Annotated in this window: 22 protein-coding genes; 8 read left to right on the forward strand and 14 right to left on the reverse strand. The window is 62.4% G+C overall.

Annotated elements, in window-relative coordinates; translation table 11 throughout:
- Positions 1 to 19: 19 nt before the first annotated feature.
- The 5 genes from QYM46_RS01230 to QYM46_RS01250 form a co-directional block, all read right to left on the reverse strand.
- Positions 20 to 1,543 carry a tripartite tricarboxylate transporter permease gene (locus QYM46_RS01230; RefSeq protein ID WP_432790415.1) on the reverse strand — a complete coding sequence of 508 codons (1,524 nt, stop codon included), beginning with the start codon at positions 1,541 to 1,543 and terminating at the stop codon, positions 20 to 22.
- Positions 1,544 to 1,552: 9 nt separating this feature from the next.
- On the reverse strand, positions 1,553 to 2,164 hold the full coding sequence (locus tag QYM46_RS01235) for a tripartite tricarboxylate transporter TctB family protein (RefSeq protein WP_432790416.1): 612 nt from the start codon (positions 2,162 to 2,164) through the stop codon (positions 1,553 to 1,555).
- Entirely contained in the window at positions 2,161 to 3,147 is a 987-nt protein-coding gene (locus tag QYM46_RS01240) for a 4-hydroxythreonine-4-phosphate dehydrogenase PdxA (RefSeq protein ID WP_432790417.1), read from the reverse strand. Before QYM46_RS01240 ends, QYM46_RS01235 begins: the two co-directional genes overlap by 4 nt.
- A 20-nt stretch (positions 3,148 to 3,167) precedes the next feature.
- Complete coding sequence (locus QYM46_RS01245; RefSeq protein ID WP_432790418.1) at positions 3,168 to 4,139, reverse strand: tripartite tricarboxylate transporter substrate binding protein; 972 nt, start codon at positions 4,137 to 4,139, stop codon at positions 3,168 to 3,170.
- A 94-nt stretch (positions 4,140 to 4,233) separates the two neighbouring features.
- Positions 4,234 to 4,962: a GntR family transcriptional regulator gene (locus QYM46_RS01250; protein WP_432790419.1), complete on the reverse strand. Its 729-nt coding sequence runs from the start codon at positions 4,960 to 4,962 to the stop codon at positions 4,234 to 4,236.
- 130 nt (positions 4,963 to 5,092) lie between these two features.
- Here QYM46_RS01250 and QYM46_RS01255 point away from each other — a divergent pair, with 130 nt between their 5' ends.
- Together QYM46_RS01255 and QYM46_RS01260 are read left to right on the forward strand one after the other, a co-directional pair.
- Entirely contained in the window at positions 5,093 to 6,295 is a 1,203-nt protein-coding gene (locus tag QYM46_RS01255) for a CaiB/BaiF CoA transferase family protein (protein ID WP_432790420.1), read from the forward strand.
- A gap of 66 nt (positions 6,296 to 6,361) precedes the next feature.
- Positions 6,362 to 7,156: an enoyl-CoA hydratase gene (locus QYM46_RS01260; RefSeq protein ID WP_432790421.1), complete on the forward strand. Its 795-nt coding sequence runs from the start codon at positions 6,362 to 6,364 to the stop codon at positions 7,154 to 7,156.
- Between the two features lie 94 nt (positions 7,157 to 7,250).
- Here the strand turns inward: QYM46_RS01260 and QYM46_RS01265 are convergent, their stop codons facing one another.
- The 9 genes from QYM46_RS01265 to QYM46_RS01305 all read right to left on the reverse strand — a co-directional run bounded on the left by QYM46_RS01265 (position 7,251) and on the right by QYM46_RS01305 (position 18,039).
- A complete protein-coding gene (locus QYM46_RS01265; protein WP_432790422.1) occupies positions 7,251 to 8,141 on the reverse strand; it encodes an NAD(P)-dependent oxidoreductase in 891 nt (296 codons plus the stop codon).
- A gap of 72 nt (positions 8,142 to 8,213) precedes the next feature.
- On the reverse strand, positions 8,214 to 9,023 hold the full coding sequence (locus tag QYM46_RS01270; RefSeq protein ID WP_432790423.1) for an SDR family NAD(P)-dependent oxidoreductase: 810 nt from the start codon (positions 9,021 to 9,023) through the stop codon (positions 8,214 to 8,216).
- Positions 9,020 to 9,964: a sugar phosphate isomerase/epimerase family protein gene (locus tag QYM46_RS01275; RefSeq protein WP_432790424.1), complete on the reverse strand. Its 945-nt coding sequence runs from the start codon at positions 9,962 to 9,964 to the stop codon at positions 9,020 to 9,022. The genes QYM46_RS01270 and QYM46_RS01275 overlap by 4 nt, the downstream gene beginning before the upstream one ends.
- On the reverse strand, positions 9,961 to 10,734 hold the full coding sequence (locus QYM46_RS01280; protein ID WP_432790425.1) for a GntR family transcriptional regulator: 774 nt from the start codon (positions 10,732 to 10,734) through the stop codon (positions 9,961 to 9,963). Before QYM46_RS01280 ends, QYM46_RS01275 begins: the two co-directional genes overlap by 4 nt.
- Complete coding sequence (locus QYM46_RS01285) at positions 10,731 to 11,465, reverse strand: triose-phosphate isomerase family protein (RefSeq protein ID WP_432790426.1); 735 nt, start codon at positions 11,463 to 11,465, stop codon at positions 10,731 to 10,733. The genes QYM46_RS01280 and QYM46_RS01285 overlap by 4 nt, the downstream gene beginning before the upstream one ends.
- Positions 11,466 to 11,543: 78 nt before the next feature.
- The gene (locus tag QYM46_RS01290) at positions 11,544 to 11,999 is read right to left on the reverse strand and encodes a ribose-5-phosphate isomerase (RefSeq protein ID WP_432790428.1); all 456 of its coding nucleotides are present in this window, start codon (positions 11,997 to 11,999) and stop codon (positions 11,544 to 11,546) included.
- Entirely contained in the window at positions 11,996 to 13,783 is a 1,788-nt protein-coding gene (locus tag QYM46_RS01295) for a dihydroxyacetone kinase family protein (protein WP_432790429.1), read from the reverse strand. The genes QYM46_RS01290 and QYM46_RS01295 overlap by 4 nt, the downstream gene beginning before the upstream one ends.
- Before the next feature lie 187 nt (positions 13,784 to 13,970).
- Complete coding sequence (locus QYM46_RS01300; RefSeq protein WP_432790430.1) at positions 13,971 to 15,944, reverse strand: hydantoinase B/oxoprolinase family protein; 1,974 nt, start codon at positions 15,942 to 15,944, stop codon at positions 13,971 to 13,973.
- A 10-nt stretch (positions 15,945 to 15,954) separates the two neighbouring features.
- The gene (locus tag QYM46_RS01305; RefSeq protein ID WP_432790431.1) at positions 15,955 to 18,039 is read right to left on the reverse strand and encodes a hydantoinase/oxoprolinase family protein; all 2,085 of its coding nucleotides are present in this window, start codon (positions 18,037 to 18,039) and stop codon (positions 15,955 to 15,957) included.
- A 176-nt stretch (positions 18,040 to 18,215) separates the two neighbouring features.
- On the opposite strand from QYM46_RS01305, the gene QYM46_RS01310 reads away from it, so the two are divergent.
- From QYM46_RS01310 to QYM46_RS01335, 6 genes are all read left to right on the forward strand, one after another.
- Complete coding sequence (locus QYM46_RS01310; protein WP_169251016.1) at positions 18,216 to 19,367, forward strand: PucR family transcriptional regulator; 1,152 nt, start codon at positions 18,216 to 18,218, stop codon at positions 19,365 to 19,367.
- A 123-nt stretch (positions 19,368 to 19,490) separates the two neighbouring features.
- Positions 19,491 to 21,689 carry an MMPL family transporter gene (locus QYM46_RS01315; RefSeq protein ID WP_432791772.1) on the forward strand — a complete coding sequence of 733 codons (2,199 nt, stop codon included), beginning with the start codon at positions 19,491 to 19,493 and terminating at the stop codon, positions 21,687 to 21,689.
- Positions 21,662 to 21,847 (forward strand): hypothetical protein, encoded by a 186-nt coding sequence (locus QYM46_RS01320; protein ID WP_432790432.1) that lies wholly within the window; start codon positions 21,662 to 21,664, stop codon positions 21,845 to 21,847. The genes QYM46_RS01315 and QYM46_RS01320 overlap by 28 nt, the downstream gene beginning before the upstream one ends.
- 65 nt (positions 21,848 to 21,912) lie before the next feature.
- A complete protein-coding gene (locus QYM46_RS01325; protein ID WP_432790433.1) occupies positions 21,913 to 22,902 on the forward strand; it encodes a TAXI family TRAP transporter solute-binding subunit in 990 nt (329 codons plus the stop codon).
- Positions 22,903 to 22,950: 48 nt separating this feature from the next.
- Complete coding sequence (locus tag QYM46_RS01330) at positions 22,951 to 23,385, forward strand: DUF1850 domain-containing protein (protein WP_432790434.1); 435 nt, start codon at positions 22,951 to 22,953, stop codon at positions 23,383 to 23,385.
- Between the two features lie 5 nt (positions 23,386 to 23,390).
- The gene (locus QYM46_RS01335; RefSeq protein WP_432790435.1) at positions 23,391 to 25,352 is read left to right on the forward strand and encodes a TRAP transporter permease; all 1,962 of its coding nucleotides are present in this window, start codon (positions 23,391 to 23,393) and stop codon (positions 25,350 to 25,352) included.
- Positions 25,353 to 25,574: the final 222 nt, after the last annotated feature.

The raw sequence follows: 25,574 nt of genomic DNA on the forward strand, positions 1-25,574 counted from the left end.
GTCGTCGGACGACAGAAAATCAGTGAGAATTGAGCTTTCTGTGTTTTGACGCCCTGTCTGCGTTGCGGGTCCTGAGATTTCGGATGACAGCTCCGACGAGTGGATAGAGCAGAGCGATCAGAGCCGCGAGTGTGAGAACGAGAGAGAGGGGCTGTTGGAACATGATGAGCAGACTTCCTTCGCCCAGTGCGGAGGTCTGCACCAGGTACTTCTCGAGCATCGGACCGAGCACGAGCCCGAGAACGAACGGGGCGGCCGGAAAATCGAACCGTTTCATGAAATAGCCCAAAAGCCCCGAAACGAACACGACCCACAGGGTAAAGATGTTATTACCAAGCGCGAACGCTCCGATGAAGCTCATCATCAGCACGATCGGGTAGAGGAAGACATACGGGATCCTGAGGATTTGGGCAAAGACTGGTGCCATTGGCAGATTGAGCACCAACAGGATGAGATTGCCGAAGAAGAAGCTGACTAATAGTCCCCACACCAGATCCGGCTCCTGCTGGAACAGAAGCGGTCCGGGCTGGAGTCCGAAGATGACGAACGCGCCCAGTAGTACAGCTGTCGTGCCGCTGCCGGGGATGCCCAAAGCGAGCGTGGGAATGAAGCTTGCGTTGGTGGCCGCATTGTTGGCTGCTTCGGGGGACGCAACAGCTTCTGGAGCACCTTTGCCGATGAGATGTTTGAACCTGCTGACCTGCTTCTCGACTCCATAGGCGAGGAACGTCGCGAGGGTCGCGCCGGCGCCCGGGAGTACGCCTACACCAAATCCTAGCGCAGTTCCGCGAGCTGCGGCCGGAGCCGATCGGGCGAGCTCATCCTTCGTGACGAAAAGATCTTTGAATCCAGCGCGGATCGGTTTCTCTCCGCCGCGACGGATCTGATGGAGGACTTCTCCGACAGCGAAGATGCCGATCATGACCGCGACGAAGTCGAGGCCGGAGAGTAGATTGACGCTGCCGAAAGTGAAGCGAGCTGTGGAGAATCCGGAGGCAACGCCGACCATCGACACGAGCAGCCCGGCCGCCGCCATAGTAATTCCTCGGAGCATGTTCTCGCCGGCGAAGGACACGATCGTCGCCATTCCCAGCAGGATGATCGCGAGATTCTCTGCCGGGCCGAAATTGAGGGCGAAGTGGGCGATTGGTTGTGCGAGGGCGATTAGGCCGATGAGGGAGATCAGTGCTGCGAAGAATGATGCGATTGCGGAGATTGCCAAAGCGGCTCCGGCTCTTCCTCTCCGCGCCATCTGATATCCGTCCAAGGTGAGTACGACGCTTGAGGAGTCACCAGGAGTGGAGATGAGGATCGAGCTTATCGATGAACCGTATTGGGACCCATAGTAGATCCCCGCGAGCATGATGAGTGCGGTGACCGGTTCGAAGACGAGTGTGACTGGCAGCAGGATGGCCACACCGGTCGTAGAGCCGAGGCCTGGCAGCAGGCCGATGATGGTGCCCAGAAGCACGCCGACGAAGCACCATAAGAGATTCTCGGGACTGACCGCTGTGGACAGGCCGAGCATGAGATTGTCCAGCACGTTGGCTCCTCAGATTAGGCCGAGCAAGCCGGTCGGGAGGGGAACCGACAGGACGAGCCCGAACACGGTGTAGACGAAAGCGGCGGCCCCGACTGTCGCTGTCGCTGATGTCCACCATTTCTGCTTCTCGATGATGACGAGTACGAACAGGATGGCGGCAGAGAGGGCGACTAGGAGCCCGACGACAGGGACGATTGCGAGTGCGACCCCGAAGGTGAAGAAGATATAGAACGGAGCACGATTGCGTTGCTGCGCGTTTCGTCCGAACGTGTCCAGGGCCTCGCCAGACGCGTTTTCAGTCATGGAAGTGGCGGAGCCGACCGATTCTGACGCCGCGGCTTCAATGTTCTCCACCTCCGACATGATCCGGCCGCCGGAGGTGCCGACACGGGCGAAGAAGAGTCGGAGTATTTCTGCCGCCGAAGCCAGGAAAATGAATACGCCCGTGAGGAACGGCAACATCCCCGGTCCCACCTGGCCGCTATCGACAGTCAGCCCGTATCGGAGACCCATCATCGCAGCAACAGCGCCGACGGCCCCGAGAATCGCGGTCCCGAGGACATCGGAGACCTCTGGGCGGTTTCGCGGCGGATTCTTCGTGGTATCGCTTGCCGTACTCATGGTGCCACTGTCTCCGTAGTGGATGTAACGGCGGTCGCAGGGGGTCGAGGGGCTCCGCCGGCCATCCGTACTGCGAGATCGAATGCGTGACGGCTGGGGCCCGGGTCGGCAGTCCCCGTGCCGACGATGCCGTGCGCGGTACCGTGTGCGGGAGTAGCGATCGGAATCGGAATACCCCCATGAACGGTCACGCCCTGATCGAACCCGAGGAGCTTCATAGCGATCTGGCCTTGATCGTGATACATGGTTACGACGCCGTCATAGTCACCGCCTGCCGCCCGGGCAAATAGCGTATCGCAAGGGAACGGTCCGTCGACATCGATACCTCGCGACTGGGCGAGTTCGATCGCGGGTCCGATGTCGTCGATCTCTTCTCGGCCGAATTTGCCTCCCTCGCCGGCGTGCGGATTGAGCGCGCACACTGCGAGGCGAGGGGACGGTGTCCGTGACTGACTGACAACGTGGTGGAGCAGTTCGATCGTCTCGAGGACTCGACCGGCGCTGATCCCTTCGGAGATCTGGGACACCGGAATATGAGAGGTGACCCGGGCTGTGACAAGCGACTCTATGAAGTTGAGTTCGGAGGTGAATCCAGAGTAGCCGAGCCGTTCGGCGAACCAACGTAGTTCGTCTTCTTGTGCCATTCCCGCCAAACCCAGTGCTCCCTTATTGAGCGGAAGGAATAGCACCGCGTCGGCTTGGCCGCTGTCGCAAAGATCGAGCGCGGAGGCAAGGTCAGCCAGAGCGCGCTGACCCGCATGAGCGGAGACCTCGCCGATAGGAACTTGAGGTCCGCGATACGTTGTGCCGAGGAATTCGATGTCAGCGCGAGCGGGGATCTCTGCGCCCGCGAGGTTCGCAAACTCATCGAGCTCGGCCTCCGTAGCAGTTACGAACGCATGTATGCGCGCGCGATCAGTGGTGTCGGCGAGCAGCTTCGCCAGGAGCTCAGGGCCGATGCCCGAGAGATCCCCCGGAGTCATCACAATCCGTGGCTGCGTCATCATTCTCCGATCGCGTTTCGCAGCTCTTTGTCGTTCTCCGACAGGTAAGTCGTGAAGTCGTCGCCGTAGGCGGTGTTCGGCTGCATCTTGTTGTCTTCGATGTATTTGGTATAAGCGTCCGTCTCGGCGAACTCCTCAGCCTTCGAGATCCAATACTCTTTGGCCTCGGCGGGAATGTCCCCGGGGGCGATGAGACCACGGAATTGCGCGAAGGCTACGTCGATTCCCTGTTCTTTGGCAGTAGGGATGTCCTTGAGATCGTCGTAGTCGTATCGTTCCTCAGACGCCGCGCACAGCGCCTTTAGGTCTCCTGATTCCAGCTGGCCTGAGACCTCACCGGGATTGACCGAGATAGCTTCGACCTTGCCGCCGAGGGCCGCAGTGATCACCTCGGCTCCCGATTCGAAGGGCACTCGATCGAATTCGGCTCCTGTGGCTTTCTCCATCAGAGTGAAAGTGATATTGTCCAGTCCGGTTGCACCTGAGATCGCGACTACTGTGCGTTCCTTCTTCGCTTTGTCGGTAAGATCCGAGCACGTCTCCAGCGGTGAATCGGACTTCGTCACGATCAGTGTGTAGTCGTCTCCGAGTTTCATGATCGGAGTGAAGCTTTCGTAGGTGAATTCGACGTCCTGAGTCGCGGGTAGGGCTAGCATGGCTGTCTCGGTGGCCAGCAGATAATTTGGATCACCGCTGCGCCCCATGAATTCGGAGTAGCCTACGGCACCCGAACCACCGTCGATGTTCTGTACAGTGAGTGTCTTTCCGGTAGTGTCTTCGAGTCCTGATGCCGTAGCGCGCCCGGCGATGTCGCTGCCACCACCGGCGGCGAACGGCACGATCATCGTGACTTTGCCCTTGGGCTCGAAGCCACTCCCTGCAGAGTCGGTCGACGCCTGTCCGCAGGCTGCGAGACCGAGAGCTAGGGTACCGGTCAAGGCGGCAGTGGCGAGCAGTTTCTTCGAGTGCATTTCCATCTCCTTTGACAGAATGTCCGTATTTGTCTGATTCGGTGGTGCAGTTGCAAACTGTGTCGTTCGACCATCGCGGTGTTAAGGGGTCCGTTTATTCGGCCCGGGCCAGTGCCTCGCGCACCCCTTCCTTCCAGCGATCGGACTCAGCGGTGGCGCCTTCGAGTCTGTCGACCGCATCGACGAGGAACGAAAGATTCCCATGATTGTCGAATTCGGCCTCGATCTCTTCCTGGTCACGGCGCAGAACTACATCGAGCATGCGCTGATGCCGAGCGACATTGCCGTCGAGGTCTTCGATCATGCGCCGAGCCTGGTTGTTCAGAGCCATGCACATCTGCAGCTGCATCGCCATCGCGCGGTAAGTCGTCTCGATCCGCCGATGGCCGGCCAGTCCGACGACGGCGTAGTGGAACTCGAAGCCAGCGGCGACCATATCGCCTTCAGTGCCGGTCGCTGCAATGGTCTCCATCGTGCGCAGAGACTCTCTGCATCGTTCGACTCGTGCCGGGTCGAGATTCGGAAGGGCCAGTTGCATTGCCATCCGCTCGAGCTCGCGGCGCAAAGTCGCGATCTCAAACACGTCGTGCTGAGTGATCGACATGATGCGCACTCCCTTGCGCGGAACGTGTTCGACCAGGCCAGAGTTCGCGAGTTCCTTGAGAGCTTCTCGTAACGGCGGGCGTGAGATGCCGAGCTCTTCGCATAGGCGTTCTTCGACGAGTCGCTCGCCTGGAAGATAGGTCCCCGCCAGGATCGTCCTCTCCAAGGCCTGTCTGGCCAAAGTGGCCAGGCTCGGCTGAGACGTGATGGGAATAGACACTGTGGTATGAATCCTCTTTTGTATACTGTAGTGTGGCAACTGTAACGCACATCACACAGATAATTCAACGGTTCGATCCGAGGTGGGTCGCCATTTCCTACAGGATCGATGGAGATCAGAGGAGAAGCTCTTGAATACACGAGAATCCGAACTGACCGGGAGTGCTGGACCTTTGGCCGGCGTGACGGTACTTGAACTGGGTGTGTTCATGGCGGGGCCATTTGCCACCATGCAGCTGGCCGACCTCGGCGCGCGGGTGATCAAGATAGAGAATCCGCAGGGTGGGGATCAAACCCGAACCACCGGCCCTTTCGTCAATGGCGAAAGCGCCCCTTACATGCTCATCAATCGAAACAAGGAATCGGTCACCCTCGATCTCAAGAGTGAGGTCGGGCGGGAGGCGTTCATGCGGTTGGCTGAGACGGCTGATGTCGTCGTAGAGAACATGCGACCCGGCGTTATGCAGCGACTCGGTGTCGCCTATGAAAACGTGCGAGAGCGCAATCCGGGAATCATCTACGCTTCGGCGTCCGGGTGGGGGCAGGACGGACCGTTGGCGAAACTGGCCGGCCTTGACATCATGGCTCAAGCGCGCAGCGGGCTGATGAGCATCACAGGGCATCCCGATTCTCCGCCGGCCAAGGTGGGGGTGCCTATCTGTGACCTCACTTCGGCGATGTACGTGGCGCTTGCGCTCACCTCGGCGCTCTACGAACGGCACCGATCAGGGGAAGGGCAATACATCGACGTATCCCTCTTTGAAAGCGGGGTCTCCTACGCGGTGTGGGAGGCCGCCGGATATTTCGTCGAAGGGAAGGTCGGTCGGCCGAATGGCTCTGCACACCAGAACCAGGCGCCCTATCAGGCAGTCCACACGTCCGACGGGTTCGTGACGATCGGAGCTAACACCCCGCGCAATTGGGAGAGATTCTGTCAAGCGCTGGGGCTCGAAGATCTGCTCGCCGACGATCGGTTTCAGGAATCTTATGACAGGCTGACTCACAGAGAATCGCTGATCGCACTCATCGAAGAGAAGACAATGATGATGACGACGGACGAGGTAGTAGAGGTCCTCAACGAAGCGGGCGTGCCGTGTGCTCCGATCAGCGACTATTCGCAGGTCTTTTCCGACGACCATCTTGTCAGTCGTGAGTTCTTCTGGGACTCTGAGCACCCGGTTGCCGGCACGGTGCGACAGATCGGCTCGCCCATGCGCTTGTCGCGGACGCCGACAAAACGGGGACCGGCTGGTCCCTCACTCGGTGCGGACAATAATCTGCTCGACGAACTCGGGTTCACTGCGGATGAACTCGCCGAACTCAAGGCGCACTGAAGCGTCCGAACAATTCACCAAATTCACTCCACAGCACGCTGAGAGCCGCAATGGGAAGGCAAACAAATGATGCACACTCCAGACCGCAAGGAGACGACTGACAATCTTCTCGTCGATAGAGCCGACGGTGTCCTCACGGTCACATTCAACCGTCCTGAGGCGCGCAATGCGATGACATGGGATATGTACATGGGACTTGCCGAAGCATGTGAGACGGCCGGCGCCGACGACGGCATCCGCGTCATGGTCATGCAAGGTGCGGGACCTAAAGCATTCGTCGCAGGAACCGACATTGCGCAGTTCACTGAATTCGACGGTGCCGCGGGTGTCGCATACGAGAAGCGGATCTCCGAGGTACTTGCCCGACTCTGTGCCGTCAACGTTCCGGTAATTGCCGCAATCGACGGCTACTGCGTTGGCGGAGGGCTCGGAATCGCGGCCTGTGCCGACGTGCGCATCGCCTCACCACGGGCACGCTTCGGAGTTCCGATCGCAAGGACTCTGGGCAACTGCTTGTCCGCCGACACGCTTGGCCTGCTCATCGAGCTGCTCGGACGAGCCCGGGTGGTCGACATGCTGCTTCGCGCTCGTTTCCTCGACGCCGACGAAGCGCTGGGCGCCGGTTTCGTCGGACTCGTCACCGATGACATCGCCGAGGCGACAGCAGAATGGGCGAACACGCTCAAGGGCCATGCGCCGCTGACGATGTGGTCCGTCAAGGAAGTCGTGCGCAGGCTTTCGGAATCCGGCGGGACCGTTGATGACCAAGACATCGTCCACCGGATCTACGGTTCTGAGGACTTCCACAATGCGGTGCATGCATTTGTCAGCAAAACCCCCTATGAGTGGCGCGGTCGCTGACTCTGGCATCCGAATATGTGGTCGGCAAGCGGGCACCGCACAACTGAATCCACGGGCGGACGAGGCTCCTAAGCGGACGTGTGACCAGGCCGAGTCAGGGATCGTAGGTTCGGACCACCTGTGAGTCATCGCGGCCGAGCAGACCGAGCTCAGCTGCCTCTGCGAATTTCTGAGCCGCCGCCGGAAGCATCACCAGATCGAAGTCGCTGCCGTCGGCAACATCGGCGACGAGGGCTGTGTCCTTGACGAAGATGCTCACCGCACTTGACACCTGGGCATCGATGCCCTCCAACATTCGCGGTCCCCGATCGCTGAGCATCCATGAATTGGCGGCCCCGGCCGACATCGCGTCGAGCACGTTCTCCTGGTCAAGGCCGAGCCTCTCCGCCAAAGACAGTGCCTCCGCCGCGGCCACGATGTGGACGGAGCACAGCAATTGATTCACTGCTTTGAAGGACTGGCCGTCGCCGATGCGATCACCGCACTCGATGACCGTTCCAAGCGACTCGAGTACGTCCTTCCGCGATTTGAGGACATGGCGGGGACCGGACGCGAGCATTCGCAGGGTTCCGGCCAGGACCCCGGTGATGCCTCCTGTGACAGGGACATCGAGGACATCGATGCCGAATTCCGATGCCCGCGCCGAGGCGCTGCGGACAGCATCGGGCCCCACCGTGGACATGATGACGAGCACAGCATCTGGCGACATGAGGTCGAGCAGCCCAGGCGATCCAGTCCGTGTGTCGCCCTCGAGAGCCTGTTCGAGCTGAGCACTGTCGGCGACCATAACGATCACCGTTGCCGCCGTTTTTGCTGACAGCGGAGACTCCGCAGTCGGCAGGCCCTCCGCACTAGCGCGATGTCTGGGTTCGGGAAACGGATCGACACCGGTGACATGGAAGCCAGAGCGATACATCCTCAGTGCCATAGGCAGGCCGATGGCACCGAGACCGAGAAATGTGACGTGGTCGGCGTTTACTGACATGGATCCTCCATTGGATCGGTTCGATAGTGTATTCGGCTAATCGAAGTCGGTAATTCGATACTGGCGAAGTGCTCAGTGGAAGTAGAGGCCGCCGTTGATGCTCAACGTCTGCCCTGTGATGTGTCCGGCTCCCTCGCTGAAAAGGAACTCAACAGTGGCAGAGACATCTTCTGGCACCGAGATGCGGCCCAGCGCGGTCGCCGCTCCCATCGCCGCACGGCGTTCATCATCGAGTGGTCCGCCCATAATGTCAGTGTCGACCGGACCGGGAGAAACGGAGTTCGCCGTCACCCCGTAAGGACCGAGCTCCAGGGCGACTCCGCGCATGAGTCCGACAATCCCCGCCTTGGCCGCGGCATATGCAGTCTTGGAAAATGTTCCGCCACCCTTCTGAGCAGTGACCGAAGACAGACCGACGATGCGGCCCAGACCGTTCTTTGCCATGATGCGTCCGAACGCCTGTGTGACCAGGTGGGTCGATGTAAGGTTGTTCGACATCACTCGCGTCCACTCCTCATCGGTGATCTCGAAGTAGGTCACAGACGACGAGACGCCTGCGAAGTTCGCAAGCGCGACGATTTGGGGCAGATTCGATTCGAAAGCGGTGGCCGTCTCGGCGATCGCCTCGGAGTTAGTGACATCGGCACCCATGCCGAGCGCCGAGACGCCGTACGATTCCGCAAGCTCTTCAGCGAGGTCACGAGCTTGGTCATCGCGACGCGCGATGAGTCCGAGGTTCCAGCCGGATTGGGCGAGGCGGTGAGCGGTGTGTCGGCCGATCCCGTTTGTGCTGCCGACGCCAGTGAGGACTGCCGTGCGCTCAGCGGGAAAAGGCGCTCCCAGCGAGAGCGGAGTATGTGATTCAGGAGATGAGGATGTCATGAAGCTGCCGGGCCTTTCGCTGGTTGGGGGTGGGCGAGAAGTCCGCTGAGATAGGTTCTGTTCTCCGCGCAGACGCCGAGGCTGTCGCCCCCATACTGTTCCATGACGAAAGGGCCGTCGAAGCCGAGCTCCACGGCCCGGGCGACCATTGCCCGGTAGTCGATGAGCCCGTTCTGCATGGTGGTGGGATGAGACGTGAACCAAGAGGCGTCGGCCGCTTCATCGCGCTGGTAGTTCTTCATATGCCAGTAGTTTGCGTAGGGCAGGGCGAGTTCGTGCATCTCCCGCCAGTCGTCGATGGGACGGTGCAGGCGGATGAGGTTGCCGATGTCAGGGTTGAGGCCGACATTGTCGAGTCCGATCTCCTCGATGAGTCGAACCGCGGATTCGGCTGTTCCCAAGTAGGTGTCTTCGTACATTTCCAACGACATCGGCAATCCTACTTCGGCGGCGTGCCTGCCGAGTTCCCTCAGCCGGTGCACCGCAAGTGTCCGAACTTCAGGGTCTGCCGGGTCTTCCCAGCCTTTCGCAGTCCAGAACCACAATGCTTTGCGTTGGGCAGATGAGAAGGGCTGATGGAGTCCTGTGGAGAAGATCTGGCACCCGAGTTCCGCTGCGGCATCGATCGTTCGGTGGGCGTAGGCGAGGTTCGCCTCTCCGCGTTCAGGTTCGATGATCGACTGGCGTTGGACATGGACTGAGGTGAGTTCGACTCCCGCCGAGGCGGCGAGCCGTTTGAGGATGTTGCGTCGTTCAGCGGTGAGGCCGGCCGGACGGATATGGCTGTCGGCGATCTCGAGCGCCGTGAATCCAAGGCTAGACAGCGTGGAGAAGATTGCGGCCCAGGACCCGGGGTCGGCTGCCGTCAAGGGATGTCCGTTGTTGTCAGTGGGGGAGAATCCGTGCATGCAGCAGGCAATCGTGTGCTCGGTTGGAGTCATGGGTCCTCATGGTTGTCGGGAGAGGGAGTAGGAGGGTCTTCGACGAGTGCTCGGTGGGCGACCATTCTGACATGGTGGCGCATGGCGGCTTCCGGTGCTGTGGGGTCTGGCGAAGCGAAGGCCTCGATGATCGCACGGTGTTCGGACAGGGCTTCGCCCACATCAGTGATGCCGTGCGGCAAAGCCTGACGAAGACGATGCACTTGGGCGCCGAGGTCTTGCGACATCCTGATCAGGTAGCGGTTGCCGCTGCGTTCGAGGATTCTGTCGTGAAAGTCTCGGTCTCGGGCGAAGTATTCCTGTGCCGCGCTCACGCGCATCCGCTGCGCCTCTTCGGGACTGTCGGAGGATTCAGCACCGTGTTGTGCGGTCTCGCGAACCTTGGCTCCTGCCGCTTCGTGCGCGGCGTGGGCTTCCTCGAGCGAGCGGAGCAGCTCGTCGTCAGCTGGAGTCGCCAATTTCGTTGCGGCGGTCTCCACTGTCTCGCGGGCGATGAAGAGCTCCTCCAGCTGTTTGCGATCCAACGGAGGCGAGACGCGGTAGCCGCGCAATGCTTCGCGGATGACGAGGCCGGTGCGTTCGAGGTCGACCAGCGCTTCTCGCACGGGGGTCGGAGAGACATTGAGGTTCCTGGCCAACCCGTCGATGGATACCCTTTCGCCCGGTGAGATCTCGCCCGTGAGAAGGATTTCGAGAATGTGTTCGTAGACGAGGTCGCGGAGTCCTCGACGTTCGATGTCGGCGCGCGGGGTTGAAGGCTGTGCGTTCATGATTTCAGCATAATGACATCGGAGAGTTCGTCGAGGATCCTTGACAGTGATTCGGGATCGTGAGCGAAGCGGCCTAGGAAGAGCCCGTTGACTGCCGAACCGAGTTCCGTGAGGAGGCCCGGTCCCGCGCTGCCGCCATAGATGATGCGGATGTCGAGATTTGGGAGGTCAGTGTGGATGTGTGCGCGGACGTACTTGCACACCGCGGCGATGTGATCAGGGGCGGCGGGTTGCCGTGCGCCGATCGCCCACATCGGCTCGTAGGCTATGACGACGGCGGCCTGGGGCGGCGAGCCGCTCGGGGAGGGGCGCAATGCCGAGCGGATCTGGGCGACTACCTCCTTGGAGGCAGATTCAGGGGAACCTTTGGACTCCTCTCCTACGCACAGTATCGGAAACAATCCGTGCCGCAATGCTGCAGCGGTCTTTGAGCGGATGACCTCCTCGGTCTCATGAAAGTGTCGGCGGCGTTCGGCATGGCCGACCTCGACGTAGCGGCAGCCCAATTCAGCGAGCACGGCCCCGGAGACCTCTCCCGTCCACGCGCCGGCATCTTCGGTTGACAGATTCTGGGCACCGATCTGGAGCGGCCCGACAAGGTCGAGGCAGGCTGGAATCGATGGAAATTGAGGGAGGAGTACGAGCCCGGCAATTCCCGAGACAACCGCAGGGTGGGCGCGCGTGAGCGTGTTGACCGTTCTGGCCCAGTCCAATGTCTGGGCGTGTGACATGTACATTTTCAGGCTGGTCCCGATGAGCAAGTCAGGAAGGGGCGGCATACATGAAGAGCGAGTTGCGCCGAACATGGATCAGCGGGACTCGTAGGAGCTGATCTGTGCCACTTTGTCATTCGATGCGCTCGTCGGATCGAAAGTGTAGCCGATCCATTCCCGAGCCAGACGCCGGGCGAGTTCGAGGCCGATGACCCGCTGCCCCATACAGAGGATCTGCGCGTCATTGGACATGATGGAACGCTCGACGCTGAACGAATCGTGGGCGGTGGCCGCTCGAATGCTCTTCACCTTGTTGGCCGCGATCGCCACACCGAGTCCAGTACCGCAGATGAGTATCGCCCGATCGGCGTCTCCCCGGGCGACTATCTCTGCTGCGGTTGTCGCGATGGAGGGGTAGAAGGTGTGCGAATCGGAGTCGACCCCAACATCGAACACAGATGCGATGCGCTTGTCATCTCCCATGTCGGACTTGATGACTTCTTTGTATTCGAATCCTGCATCGTCTGATCCGACGACTACTCGCAGAGTCATTTTCCCGTTGCCTTTCGTTTGGTGCTGTCGGAGGTAGCGATGTTGTCGCTGGTGGGCACGGTGCTGGAAGTCGCGTGAGAGGTCAGGTGATCCGCGATGGACTCGGCAATCATCGCCAGAGAGATCGCGCCGGGGTCTGGGGTGCCGACGCTTCGATCTCCATGTGCGCGGGCTCGACCACGTTTCGGGACGAGTTCGGCGGTCGCGTGGGCGGCTCGAGTCGCTGCATGAGCGGCACGAGAAGTCGCTTGAATGAACGTTGAATTCGTGGCCGCGTAGTTTCCGGATCCGATGTTTCGTGAGAACTCCGTCTCGAACGGCACGAGGGCATCCAGCAGAGTCTTGTCGCCGACGTCTACACCGCCGAACGAGCGGACCTCACTGACTGTTGCCGCGAGAGCGGCAGAGAACTCAGTGGGATCCGGGACTTTGTCCCCTGCGAACCCGTCGGCGAGTGTTGAGATGATCCGACCCCAAATGGCGCCGGAGGTGCCTCCGCCGACATCGGCCCAAGCCTCACCGGCTGCACGGATCACCCCCTCAGCACTGTAGCCGCTGCTCGTAGCCTCGAATGCAGCGCGTGCTGCGGCTTTCGACCCTCGTTGCATGCCGATCCCGTGGTCACCGTCGCCGGCAATGCTATCGAGGCGGCCGAGCTCGCCAGCCGCGCCGTCGAGGACAGTCGCGATCTGATCAACGACGGTGGAGATCTGTCTTCCGAGTCGCTTGGACGATAGCGACGCGGGAGTCGAGGCAGGCATCGACGTGAAACCCGCATCGCTTTCGCTTGGAAGCTCTTGCTGGGCGAACTCCGGTGGATGATGGAGGCCCTTTAGATCGCCTCGAGTGAAGGCTGCCGAGGAGCACGGTGCTTCCCACAGCTGTTCGAGTTCATTATCGAGCCAGAGGAGAGTCAGTGAGAGTCCCGCCATGTCGAAACTCGTACAGAACTCACCGACTTCCGGACCGACGAGTTCATAACCGGCCTCCCTCAGCAGCGGGTCGATGAGTCCGTAGAGTAGGTAGAGCTCCTCGTACTTGACGGTGCCCAACCCGTTGAGGATGGGGACGACTCGTCGAGAAGAGTCGGGCGCCTCGTCTAGGAGACGTGATACGAGGAGCTCGGCTAGCTGCATTGCTGAGGGGAGTGGAACTTCGTCTATGCCGGGTTCTCCGTGGATGCCGAGTCCGACGGCCATGGTGCCTTCGGGGACGGTGAAGAGCGGCTCATCGGCCCCGGGGAGAGTACACCCGGAGAATGCGACTCCGATTGACCGAGTACGGTGGTTGGCGGCTCGGGCGAGACGTTCGACCTCGCTCAGTTCGAGGCCTGCTTCCGCGGAGGCACCCGCAATCTTGAATACGACGAGATCACCGGCGATGCCTCGGCGTTTGTCCATCTCGTCTCGGGACGCGCTGAAGATGTCATCGGTGACCACGACCGTCCGTGTGTCGATTCCTTCGGCACGCAGCTGCTGCTGAGCCTGATCGAAGTTGAGGACATCGCCCGCATAATTGCCGTAACTGAAGAGGACGCCGCGTCCCTGGTCACAGCTGCGGGCGACTGACATGATCTGTTTCGCCGAGGGCGAGGCGAATACGTTGCCCACGGCGGTCCCGTGCGCCAACCCAGGGCCGACGAGGCCGGAGAACGCAGGAAAGTGGCCACTTCCGCCGCCGATAACGAGAGAGACCGTCGGCTCATGACTCTTCGTTGAGCGCACGACGCCGCCGTTGACTGCTCGCACCCACCGAGATGAGGCGAGTGCGAAGCCGCGCGACATATCAGAGACGAAGTCATTCGGGTCATTGAATAATCGGGTCACTAGTTCCCCTTCGAACTGATTCCTCTTTCCTAGATCCTATAGGATTACTGCGCAGGCGCAATAGTCAGCGGGCGGAATGAGTTGAAGTGCGAAAGTGCGCCCGGCGATTCGATGCAGAATCGCCGGGCGCACTTTCGGGGGGTGCTCAACTCCAGTGCGAAGCGGACCGAATTCGCATGCTATCGCGGAACTGTCCCGTTGACTTCTCGAGCAGTTCACCGGTACCCCAGTCGAGGACGACGCCGTACTGTCGGATGACGTCGTGGACGGTGATCTCGTCAGCGCGGTAACGGCGGGCCACCTCGGCGGGGTCGGCATCCAGCCAGGACGCGCGTTCGGAGCGGATCTGTTCCCGTTCATCCGCTGTCGCGGCTTCGTCGATCTCGTAATCATCGAGTTCGGCATCTATCTCACGGATGACGACTCCATAGTCCTTGGCCGCGCGGTCTATGGATACGTAGCCGTCGATGACGTCCTCGAGCACCTCGGCGGTGGTTCGCTCCAGCGGGTCACCGAAGCCTCCTCCTCCAGCGCTGGGGCGTTCGAACGTGTCACCCGGACTGATGGCTACATTCGAGAACGTGGCACCCAAGTAGCGCGGGTTCTCTGACGAAGGATTGAGCCAGACTCCGTGTGGGATCGACGGCAGTCCGCCATTGATGCCCCACGTCGTCGACCGCCCGCGGTCGCAGCAGTAGCTCATCACCGCACCGGTCGCATCTGTGAGGATGCCGCCTTTATTCACTCCACATCCTCCGCGGAACCTGCCCGGCCCGCCGGAGTCGATGTTGATCGAGTGCTGAGTCGTGATTACCGGGGTCAGGCGCTCCTGTCCCTCGACCGGCTGCACGGCGAGTCCGGTGCCGAATACCGGTGAAGTCGCGGAGGAGCCGTCCTTCGTCGACCGGCCGCCCCATCCGCCTGCCATCCAGTCGTACCACATGAAGTACGGGCTCGACTCGGTCCTGGCATCATGCCCACCGACGAGCAGATACTCGAGGTTGAATGCACACGCCATCGCGCGTTCGGGCATGATGTGGGACCACAGTTCGAAGATCGCGTTCATGACCTTCTCGTACGGGCCCGAACAGAACCCGGTCACTGCATGCGGCCAGCCGGCGTTGACGACGGTTCCCTCTTCGCCGATCTCTGCGGTCACCGCCTGGTAGAACCCGGAGTTGAGCGGAACCTCGGGGAAGAACGTCTTCGTGCCCGCGTAGATCGCAGAGAAGGTCGTCCCGTAGCCGGAGTTGAGGAACGTTGAGACCGCCTCGGCGGATCCCGTGAGGTCGTAGTGGATACCTGTCCCATCGAGCGTGAGCTTCACCCGGATCGGAGCCAGCCCCTCGCCCTTAGCCGGATCGCCGTCGAGGAAGTCGACCGTCTCCCACTCGCCCTTCGGCAGATCGCCGAGGCTGGCGAGCACGGTGCGGCAGACATAGTCCTGCGTCTCCTGCATCGCATCGAGGACCGTGTCCTTCGAATATTTGTCGACGAGGCGGAGCACTTCGCGTTCGCATACAGCTGTGGCCTCGGCTTGGGCGTTGAGATCGCCGAGGGCCTGATCGGGAGCACGCGTATTCGACACGAGCAGCTGAGCTACATCGTGGAGGAACCGGCCCTTGTGCCAGACCCGAAGCGGGGTGATGCGCAGACCCTCACCGAAGTGCTCACTGGCAGAGACATCGAACGAGCCCGGGACGGACCCACCGATATCGGCCCAGTGGCCTTTGTTCTGCGCGAAGCCGATGATCTCGTCATCAGCGAAGATCGGACGGATGAAGCTGACATCATTGAAGTGCGTGCCGCCTCGGTAAGGGTCGTTGATGAGGAAGACGTCGCCAGGATTGATGTCATCACCGAACTCCTCCATGACGGCCTTGCACTGAAAGTGCAGAGTGCCGACGTGGACGGCGATGTCAGCGCTGCCCTGCATGACGGTGTTTCCGTAGCGGTCACAAAGTGCCGACGAGAAGTCGCGTGAGTAGATGACGAACGAATAGCAGGTCCGCAGGATCTGTTCGCTCATGAGGTCGACGCTGGTGGCGAAGGCATTCTTCAGTACTTCGAAAGTCACCGGGTCGAGCGTGGACGTCGACTGTTCCGTTGATGTGGTCATGGGTCTCTCCTCACAGGCCGTTCTGTGTTGAATTGTTCGCAGCTGAAAGCGCAGGCTCTGCTGTCTCTGCCGTCAGCGCGATGCGGATGTTGAACCACTCATCGATCACGGCGGACGAGTTCGGCGGGATGACGGTGGTCGAGTCGATCTGATTGAGGATCGCCGGTCCGATGAACGCGGCTCCCGAGGGCAAGTTCTCCCGCTGGTAGACCGGCGTCGAATGCCACTGTCCGTCGAAGTAGACGTCGCGGACCTCGAGCGGCTCACCGGGATCTTTGCTGCTGACAGGGGTCGGTTTGAAGGTCGGCTTCGGTGTCTTCCCGAGCGCCTTGAGGTGGAGTTGGAAGATCTCGACCGGGGTGTCATCCTGCCGGAACGCGTACTGTTTCTCGTGTTCCTCGTGAAAGAGTTGGACGGCCTCGCGCAGCGCATTCGGGCCGGAGCCCATCTTCACCTGCAGCGACCTCCACTGGCCGTGGTAACGCATCGAGATTCCACGTTCGAAGACCGAGTCTTCCTCGGCGACTTTCTCATGTCGCAGTCGATCTCGACCTTCGAGTTCGAGTTCGCGGAAGTGCTGTTCGACCGTTTCTGCGTCTGCGGAGTCCGCGACGCCGGTGAACATCTGCGACAGGTCGTGTTGGATGTCGACGAGGAGGCACCCCAGCGCCGAGGTGACTCCCGGGCTGGGCGGGACGATGACAGTGGGGATGTTGAGTTCGCGTGCCACATCGGCCCCGTGCAGTGCACCGGCACCGCCGAATGCGATGAGCGCAAAATCTCGTGGATCGAGTCCGCGGCGGATGGACACGAGTCGGACTGCGTCGGCCATGTTGGCATTGGCGACCTTGACGATGGACTCGGCCGCAGTGTCGACGTCGAGTCCGAGCGGGTCAGCGATCTTCTCCTTGATCGCTGACCGCGAGCTATCGCGGTCCAGGGTCATCTCACCGTCAGCGAGATCGGTGCCAAGTCGATTGAGCCAGAGGTTCGCATCCGTGTTCGTCGGTTCCTCCCCGCCTCGTCGATAGCAGACAGGGCCTGGGGCGGCCCCAGCTGACTGAGGGCCGTTTCGCAGCGAACCGGCAATGTCGATATGAGCCAGTGATCCACCGCCCGCGCCGATGGTGAGGACTTCGATGCTGGGGAAGACGATGGGGTGACCGTATTCGACCTCCCACTCGTTCGTCTCTCGCAGCTCACCGTCGGCGATGAGTGTGATGTCTGTCGAGGTGCCGCCCATATCGAGCCCGACGGCGTTTTCGTACCCACACTGCTCGGCGACGTGCTGGGCGGCGATCGCGCCGGCGGCGATGCCCGAAGCCGCCAGCCGGACCGGGAACTTCTTGACCATCTCCGACGTCATCGAACCGCCGCCCGAATGGAGCAGCAGCAGCTCGCCGGCGTAGCCGTCTTCGGTCAGGTTGCTGTCGAGCTGTTCGACATAACCGGACACCAGAGGTCCGAGTACAGCATTGGCTACTGTCGTGTTGAATCGGTTGTGCTCAAAGATCTCCGGCAGCACTTCTGCCGAGGTTGAGATGCTGGCCTCTGGGAGCTCCTCGGCGAGGATTTCTCGCATCCGTAACTCATTCGCGGAGTTCGCATAAGAGTTGACGAAGCAGACGGCAATGGTCGTCGCGCCGCGCTTCTTCAGCAGCCGCCCGAGTTTTCGGGCCTCCACTTCATCGAGTTCGGTGACGATATTGCCGGCATAGTCGACTCGTTCAGTGACCTCGAATCGGTCACGGCGACGAATGTAGGGACCGGAGACGTCTGAGTATGCGTCCCACAGATCGTCCTTCGTGCCATCACGGATCTCGATGACATCACGGAATCCCTTGGTAGTCACCATCGCTGATTTGGGGAATCTGCGAGTGATGAGCGCATTGGTTGCAACGGTCGTTCCATGCGAGAAGAGTTCAACCTGACTGAGGTCGATGTCCGCTCGCTTTACCCCGTTGAGAACAGCCTCCATCGGGTTGTCCGGGGTTGAAGGCACTTTCGTCACCTTCATCTTCTGGGTGGATTCGTCGAAAACACAGATGTCGGTGAACGTTCCACCGACGTCGACTGCGACGCGTAGATCTGCCACGGTCATCTCCTTTGATTGTGGTGTTCTCCATAGCCTGGCTCTCGGCACTCGAGCAGGTCAATGGAGCAGACGAAGGAAGAACCAGTAGAATTTGTGAAAATCACAAAGTGTCGGCGTTCTTGCTGACGGCTGGCCCGCTGATCAGTCGGCACCCGTGACGGTGAGGGGAGACGCAGATGAGTTCGAACCGAAAATCACTGACGCGAGAGCAGATCTTCGACGAGCTGATGAGTGGTCTGAACTCAGTAGACCCTCTTGAGTCGGCACTTCTGCGTGCCACGAATATCTGCAGAGGTGCGGGACTTGTCGTCAACGAGCTCGGAGAGGTCATCCGATCTGTCGGTACGGCGCCGACTCATCTCATTTCTCAGTGGGTGCAGGATGAAATTTTCGCAGACGCGGACCGTGCCCGGTGGGATGAGCCGAAGTCAGGGGCAATCGGACGTTGGCACGTCTACGCTCAGACAGTTCGACTGCGTAGTCGCAACCACGTCATTGTCGTCGCCGTGCACGCCGATGCTTTTGTGGAACGGGAGGACGATGCGGCTGTTAGCCTTATCCTCGATGTCTTGACCAAGCTCTTGCGTGCTTTCGAGGGATTCGAATCCTTCTCGATCAGCAATCGACGTGAGGAATCGGTCCGAGTCCTGCGAGATTTGGAAGCCGGAGTCTCACCGGGACGCGAACCTGCGATTTGGCGGCTCCTCGAAAGTTTCGGATTCGTCGCCTACGAGCCGATCCGGGCAGTACGGGTTCGTCTCGACATTGCAGATTCCGTATCAGCACGACCAACTCTGCCTCCTGGGGGCGGGCTCGTCATCAGAGAGTCTGAGTATGGAGCATCGGCGATCGAACAGACCGTGGTGTGCTCGGGAGACTTCGATATCGAAAGTCGCCTGGATGCTCCAGGTCTTCTCGGCGTCGGAGTATCTGGCCTCTTCACTGCACTGAGCCAAGTGCCTGAGATGCTGCAGACTGCGAATGTGGCACTCGGTTCAGTGCGCGGGACGAAGTTCGCGTTCGTCGACCGAATGCGCCCGATCGAATGGGCCGCGGCACGAATGAGTCTGCGTTTCGATCGTCGGCTAGTGGCTGCATTTCTCAATCCGATAGTCACCAAGCCCGAAGCTTCCACCACACTGCGCACTTACGTGGAAAGCGGCGGCAGCATTGCTGAGGTTGCTGCGCGGCTGCATGTGCACGAGAACACTGTGCGTTACCGAATCGGGCAGATCGAAAAGGTGTTGGACGCACGTCTCACTGACCCACGAACTGCGGCTGAAATCGTACTCGCACTGCAATGTCTCGATACCTCCGAACTGGCGTAGCCTGAGACCATGCCACGTCACCTCCTGACCTCGACGCCGCCGAATCCCGACTCCCGCCGAGGCGGCCCCACGGGTGGTGACGAAAACGACGACGGCACGGCTGCCGCGACCCAGCGACACTCCATGGGCCCCATCCGCGGGCGCAAGTCACTCATCGCGCTCTTCGCGGTCCTCCTCGTCGCCTGGGTCGGCATCTCGGGTGTCGGCGGTCCCTACTTCGGCAAGATCTCCGAGGTCGCCACGAACGACCGCTCGTCCTTCCTGCCCGAATCCGCCGAATCGACCCGCGCTCAGGACCAGATCGAGAAGTTCAGCGACCTCGACTACGTTCCGGCCATCGTCGTCCTCGAAAACAGCGATGGAGTCACCGACGACGACAGGTCCCGACTCGACGAACTGACGCAGACCCTTGTCGACGACGACCTGCTGGCCGCCGACGCCTCACCGCTCATCCCCTCCGATGACGGCGACGCCCTCGAGGTCATCCTCCCGGTCTCCGCGGAGACCACCGCCGACGATGTCGAGCGGATCAGGGACGCCATCGGCGAAGCCTTCCCGATCGCGGCCGCCGCCGACACGTCCCCGAATCAGAGCGGGAGTCTCCCCACCACGGTCGCGGACGTCTATGTCACCGGACCGGCCGGGTTCGCCGCCGACCTCACCGAAGCCTTCGCCGGCATCGACGGGATCCTGCTGCTCGTCGCGCTCATCGCCGTCTTCGTCATCCTCGTCATCGTCTACCGCTCGCCGCTGCTGCCGATCATCGTCCTCTTCACCTCCCTGGCCGCACTCTCCGCCTCGATCTTCGTCATCTGGCACCTCGCCGATGCCGGCATCCTCCTCATCAACGGGCAGGTCCAGGGGATCCTCTTCATCCTCGTCGTCGGTGCCACCACCGACTACTCCCTCCTCGTCGTCGCCCGCTTCCGCGACGCCCTGCGCACCGAAACCGACCGTGTCCGTGCGGGACTGAGCGCCCTCAAAGGCGTCCTCGAACCGATCGCCGCCTCGGGTGGAACCGTCATCGCCGGACTCCTCGTCCTCCTCCTCACCGACCTCGCCTCGACGCGCGCACTCGGCCCGGTCGCGGCGATCGGCATCGTCGTGGCGATGCTCGCGGCACTGACCTTCCTGCCCGCCGCACTCATGACCATCGGCCGCGCCGTCTTCTGGCCCTTCCCGCCGCGTCCGTCGAATCCGACCAAGCGCGGGCTGTGGGCGAGGATCGCCGAGGCGGTCGCGAAGCGTCCGCGCGCGATCTGGATCGGACTCGTCATCGTCCTCGCGCTCCCGCTGCTCGCCGCCCCGCAGTTCAAGGCCTCCGGAGTCGCCCAATCCGAATTCGTCCTCGGCCAGTCCGAAGCCCGCGACGGTCAGGACGTGCTCGCCGAGCACTTCCCCGGCGGCTCCGGCTCACCGACGCAGATCGTCGTCGCCGCCGACGACCTCGAAGACGCCGCACGGGCCATCGGCGATCTCGACGGGGTCGAATCCCTGTCGGTCACCGCCGCAGACTCCCCGAGCGGAACCCTGGCCATCAACGCCGACGGCGAACCCGAAGCCCCCCGCGGCGGTCCGCCGCAGGCCTCGGACGGGTCTCAGGCCACCCCCGCACCCACCGAGGTCGACGGTGCCGTCCTCCTCGAGGCCACGCTCACCGACGCCGCCGACTCCCTGGCCGCCGAGACCACCGTGACCGACATCCGCGAGGCCGTCCACGACATCGACGCCGGGGCCCTCGTCGGCGGCGAGACCGCCGTCGACCTCGACACGAACACCACCGCCGAGGCGGACCGGGCACTGGCGATCCCGCTCATCCTCCTCGTCATCACCGTCATCCTCATCCTCCTGCTGCGCTCCCTGCTGGCCCCGCTCCTGCTCGTGGCGCTGACGGTGCTGTCCTTCGGCACGGCGCTGGGGGTCTCGGCGTTGGTATTCAACCACCTCATCGGCTTCGACGGCGCCGACCCCTCGGTGCCGCTGTACGCGTTCGTCTTCCTCGTGGCGCTGGGCATCGACTACAACATCTTCCTCATGTCCCGGGTGCGCGAGGAATCCCTGCACCTGGGCACCCGACGGGGAGTGCTCTCCGGACTCGTCGCCACGGGAGGGGTGATCACCTCGGCGGGGATCGTGCTCGCGGCGACCTTCGCCGCACTCGCCGTCATCCCGGTGATGTTCCTCTTCCAGCTTGCCTTCATCGTCACCTTCGGCGTCCTCCTCGACGCGATCCTCGTCCGTTCGCTCGTCGTCCCGGCCCTCGTCCATGACATCGGACGAGCCGTGTGGTGGCCGTGGCGGAAACGGATTCCGCGGGACTGAACGCCAGGCCGCCTCGGTGGGGGGCGGCCTCCTTCGCGGCCGGCGGATTCCAGCGGTCGGGCAGCGAACGTCGGACCGCCTCGGCGGGGGAGAACGGATTCATCACAATCCGTCCTGCGCAGTGGTCGGCTGTGGCGATGGTCACGGTGTTCCTCTAGGGTGCAGTACGTAGGCATTGCTCACGCAACACTCACCTGATCATCAGGTTTCGAAGGAGAACACAATGACGCGCACTCTTCGCCGACCCCGCACCCTCGCCGCAGCCGCCGGAATCGCGGCCCTGACACTGCTCGCCACCGCCTGCGGAGGCGGCGGAGGTGGAGGCGGTGAGGAGGGCGAACAGAGCGCCGACTTCATCACGATCGCCACCGGCGGCTCCTCGGGCGTGTACTACCAGGTCGGAGCCACGATGTCGGAGATCCTCGCCGACGAACTCGGCGCCGACACCTCCGTGCAGTCGACGGGCGCCTCGGTGGAGAACCTCACCCTCATCCAGGACGGGGGAGCGGAACTCGCCTTCACCCAGGGCGACGCGGTCGACCAAGCCCTGGCCGGCGAAGGCGCCTTCGACGGCAAGCAGATCGACTCCCTGCCCGTCGTCGCGAACCTCTACGACCAGTACGTCCAGCTTGTGACCATCGAAGGCTCGGGCATCGACTCGATCGAGGACATCAAGGGCAAATCGGTCTCCGTCGGCGATCAGAACTCCGGTGTCGAACTCAACGCCCGCACCGTCGTCGACGCCTACGGGCTCAGCTACGACGACTTCAGCGCCGACTACCTGCCCTACGCCGAGGCGATCGACCAGATGCGCAACGGTCAGCTCGACGCCGCGTTCGTCACCAGCGGTCTGCCGAACTCCGCGGTCACCGACTTGGCGACCAGCGACGACGTCAAGGTCGTCCCGTTCACCGGTGACGGACGGGAGAAGCTGCTGTCCGAACACGACTACTTCGGCGAAGGCGAGATCCCGGCGGGCACCTACGGCGACAGCGAGGCGGCCGAGACCCTGACGATCCCCAACCTGCTGGTCGTCAGCCCCTCGCTCAGCGACGACGCCGTCTACGACATCACGAAGACCCTGTTCGACAGCATCGACAAGATCCAGAGCTCGCACAACGCGGCCAAGGACATCACCGTCGACAACGCGCAGGACGTGCCCGTGAGCGAACTCGCCCCCGGAGCGAAGCAGTACTTCGACGAACAGGGCTGAGCCATCACGAGCCTGACCCGCAGGGCGGCTCTCACGCTCGCCACCACGGTGGGGCTGGGCATCGCCGTCCCGCCGGCGGTGTCCGGTCCCGCGCCGAGGCGGCTGGTCATCCGACAGCAGGCGCCGGGTGACCGGGTGTACCGGTCGGTGCCCATCGACGGCGACGACGAGGTGGCGATGACGTGGATGCACTCGGTCGACAAGACTCCCTGGTGGGAGTACTACCGGGCCGTCGGCGACGAACTCGTCCTCGACTGCACGGAACTGTCGCTGATGGGAGCGGGCGCCCCGTTCGAGGCCCCGCGGACCGAACTCGACGGTGACATGGTCAGGCTCTGCGGCCTCGATGAGCACTTTGAAGCCGTGCGGTGGATCCACTCCCACCGCGTCCACCACCGGATCTATGTCAACGGCGAGCTCCTGCTGCCGACCCGGGCCATCGGCCACCACGTCCACGCCGAGATGATCGTGATCGGAGACTGAAGACCATGACGAACGCACTGCCCGCCGAGGCTCCGCCGCCGGAGTCGATCGACACAGTCGAGAAATACGACCGGGAATCGCGCACACGCGACATCTGGTCGACGAAATGGGCGCTGCCGCTGACGGTCTTCGCCGTCGGACTCTCCCTCTACCAGATCTACTACGCCCTCTTCGGGGGACCGCCGACCCTGGTCCACCGCGGCATCCACGTCGGCGCGATCCTCGTCCTCTGCTTCGCCGTCCAGCGCTTCCGCCTCCGCGAGACGCGTTCGACCCCGCCCTGGTTCGACTGGCTGGCTATCGCCGGTTCCGTGGCCATCGCCGTCTACCTCGCGGTCGTCTTCGATCGGCTGACCGTCAGCGGCGGCCGGTTCGAGACCATCGACGTCGTCTTCTCCGTCCTCTGCCTCGTCCTCGTCCTCGAGGCGGCCCGGCGGGTCACCGGCCTCGTGCTGCCGATACTGGCCGTGCTCTTCATCGTCTACGACTACTACGGGCGGTCGATGCCCGGTCTGTTCCGGCACCGCGGCTATGACCTCGACCGGATCGTCACCTTCATGTACGAGTCCACCGAGGGCATCTTCTCCACGGCCATCGGCGTGTCCTCGACCTACATCTTCCTGTTCATCCTCTTCGGCGCCATCCTGCAGAAGTCGGGGATGGGGCAGTTCTTCAACGACATCGCCATGGCCCTGGCCGGACAGGCGCGCGGCGGTCCGGCGAAGGTCGCCGTGCTCGCCTCCGGATTCCTCGGGTCGATCAACGGTTCGGCGATCGCCAACGTCGTCACCACCGGCGCCTTCACGATCCCGATGATGAAGCGGGTGGGCTACCAGCGCAACTTCGCCGGAGCCGTCGAATCGGCCGCCTCGGTGGGTGGTCAGATCATGCCGCCGATCATGGGCGCCGCGGCCTTCATCATGGCCGAGACCCTCGGGGTTCCCTACACGCAGATCGTCCTCGTCGCCATCATCCCGGCCGTGCTCTACTACCTCGGCATCCTCATCCAGGTCCACCTGCGGGCGACGAGTCAGGGTCTGCGCGGCATCAGCCGGGAGAACCTGCCGGCGGTCATGGACGTGATGAAGGAACGCGGGCACCTGCTGCTGCCGCTGCTGTTCCTGCTCTACATGCTCTTCTTCTCCGGGACGACGATCCTCTTCGCCGCAGTGACGACGATCTTCGTCACGATCGCGGCGGCGATGGTGCGCAAGAGCACCCGGATGTCGCTGCTCGACATCGTCCACGCCCTGCGCGACGGGGCGCTGACCGCGGTGTCCGTGGCGGTGGCCTGTGCCTGTGTGGGCATCATCGTCGGCGTCGCCACGCAGACCGGCTTCGGCGTCAAGCTGGCCGGGACCATCGTCACCATCGGCGGCGGATTCCTCCTGCCGACGCTGCTGATGACCGCGGTCGCCTGCATCATCCTGGGCATGGGGCTGCCGTCGATCCCGGCCTACATCATCGTCGCCACGATGGCCGCCCCCGCCCTCGTCCAGCTCGACGTGGCGCCCCTGGCCGCTCATCTCTTCGTCTTCTACTTCGGGCTCTTCGCCAATATCACCCCGCCCGTGGCCCTCGCGGCCTTCGCCGCGGCCGGTCTGTCGGGTGGGTCTCCGATGCGCACCGGATTCCTCGCGATGCGCCTGGCCCTCGGCGGGCTCATCGTGCCCTTCGTCTTCGTCTATCAGCCGGAGCTGCTCATGCTCGACGGCTCGGCGGTGGACACGATCCGGGCCGCCGTCATCCTGCTCATCGGGGTCACGCTGCTCGCGGTCGCAGCCGAAGGGCACCTGTTCGTGCCGCTGCCGATCTGGCTGCGCATCGTTCTGGCGCTCGGGGCGATCGGTCTGGTCACGCCCAACCATGTGCTCGACCTCGTCGGTGCGATCGTGGCTCTCGCGGCACTCGGTGCGGCGATGTTCATGGCCAAGCGGCAGGAGCGGCTGCACTGGCGAGAGATCTGAGCGGCCGGCGTTCGGGTGATCACGACGCCGCTCGGCCGGGGATCGAGTCAGACCCCGGCCGGGCGGGGTACGTGGGAAGTGCGGGGCGTGAGGCAATACGATACCCCCGGAGTGAGATCGGAGCCGTGGGGCGGCTCTGCTCGACCTCTGCCAACCGGGGGCACGTTGGGGATATGCCGGGTACTGTCGTCGAGGGGTGGTCGACGGGCCTCTGAAAAGAGG

The sequence above is a fragment of the Brevibacterium sp. K11IcPPYGO002 genome (genome assembly GCF_050920635.1).
GTDB lineage: Bacteria > Actinomycetota > Actinomycetes > Actinomycetales > Brevibacteriaceae > Brevibacterium.

Bases quoted from the DNA above. Each gene is read 5' to 3' on its own strand.
- QYM46_RS01240 (WP_432790417.1), bottom strand. From the start codon at position 3,147: ATGACTCCGGGGGATCTCTCGGGCATCGGCCCTGAGCTCCTGGCGAAG.
- QYM46_RS01335 (WP_432790435.1), top strand. From the start codon at position 23,391: ATGACGAACGCACTGCCCGCCGAGGCTCCGCCGCCGGAGTCGATCGAC.
- QYM46_RS01290 (WP_432790428.1), bottom strand. From the start codon at position 11,999: ATGACTCTGCGAGTAGTCGTCGGATCAGACGATGCAGGATTCGAATAC.
- QYM46_RS01270 (WP_432790423.1), bottom strand. From the start codon at position 9,023: ATGACATCCTCATCTCCTGAATCACATACTCCGCTCTCGCTGGGAGCG.
- QYM46_RS01300 (WP_432790430.1), bottom strand. From the start codon at position 15,944: ATGACCACATCAACGGAACAGTCGACGTCCACGCTCGACCCGGTGACT.
- QYM46_RS01245 (WP_432790418.1), bottom strand. From the start codon at position 4,139: ATGCACTCGAAGAAACTGCTCGCCACTGCCGCCTTGACCGGTACCCTA.
- QYM46_RS01235 (WP_432790416.1), bottom strand. From the start codon at position 2,164: ATGAGTACGGCAAGCGATACCACGAAGAATCCGCCGCGAAACCGCCCA.
- QYM46_RS01275 (WP_432790424.1), bottom strand. From the start codon at position 9,964: ATGACTCCAACCGAGCACACGATTGCCTGCTGCATGCACGGATTCTCC.
- QYM46_RS01295 (WP_432790429.1), bottom strand. From the start codon at position 13,783: ATGTCGCGCGGCTTCGCACTCGCCTCATCTCGGTGGGTGCGAGCAGTC.
- QYM46_RS01265 (WP_432790422.1), bottom strand. From the start codon at position 8,141: ATGTCAGTAAACGCCGACCACGTCACATTTCTCGGTCTCGGTGCCATC.
- QYM46_RS01310 (WP_169251016.1), top strand. From the start codon at position 18,216: ATGAGTTCGAACCGAAAATCACTGACGCGAGAGCAGATCTTCGACGAG.
- QYM46_RS01315 (WP_432791772.1), top strand. From the start codon at position 19,491: ATGGGCCCCATCCGCGGGCGCAAGTCACTCATCGCGCTCTTCGCGGTC.
- QYM46_RS01280 (WP_432790425.1), bottom strand. From the start codon at position 10,734: ATGAACGCACAGCCTTCAACCCCGCGCGCCGACATCGAACGTCGAGGA.
- QYM46_RS01325 (WP_432790433.1), top strand. From the start codon at position 21,913: ATGACGCGCACTCTTCGCCGACCCCGCACCCTCGCCGCAGCCGCCGGA.
- QYM46_RS01260 (WP_432790421.1), top strand. From the start codon at position 6,362: ATGATGCACACTCCAGACCGCAAGGAGACGACTGACAATCTTCTCGTC.
- QYM46_RS01285 (WP_432790426.1), bottom strand. From the start codon at position 11,465: ATGTCACACGCCCAGACATTGGACTGGGCCAGAACGGTCAACACGCTC.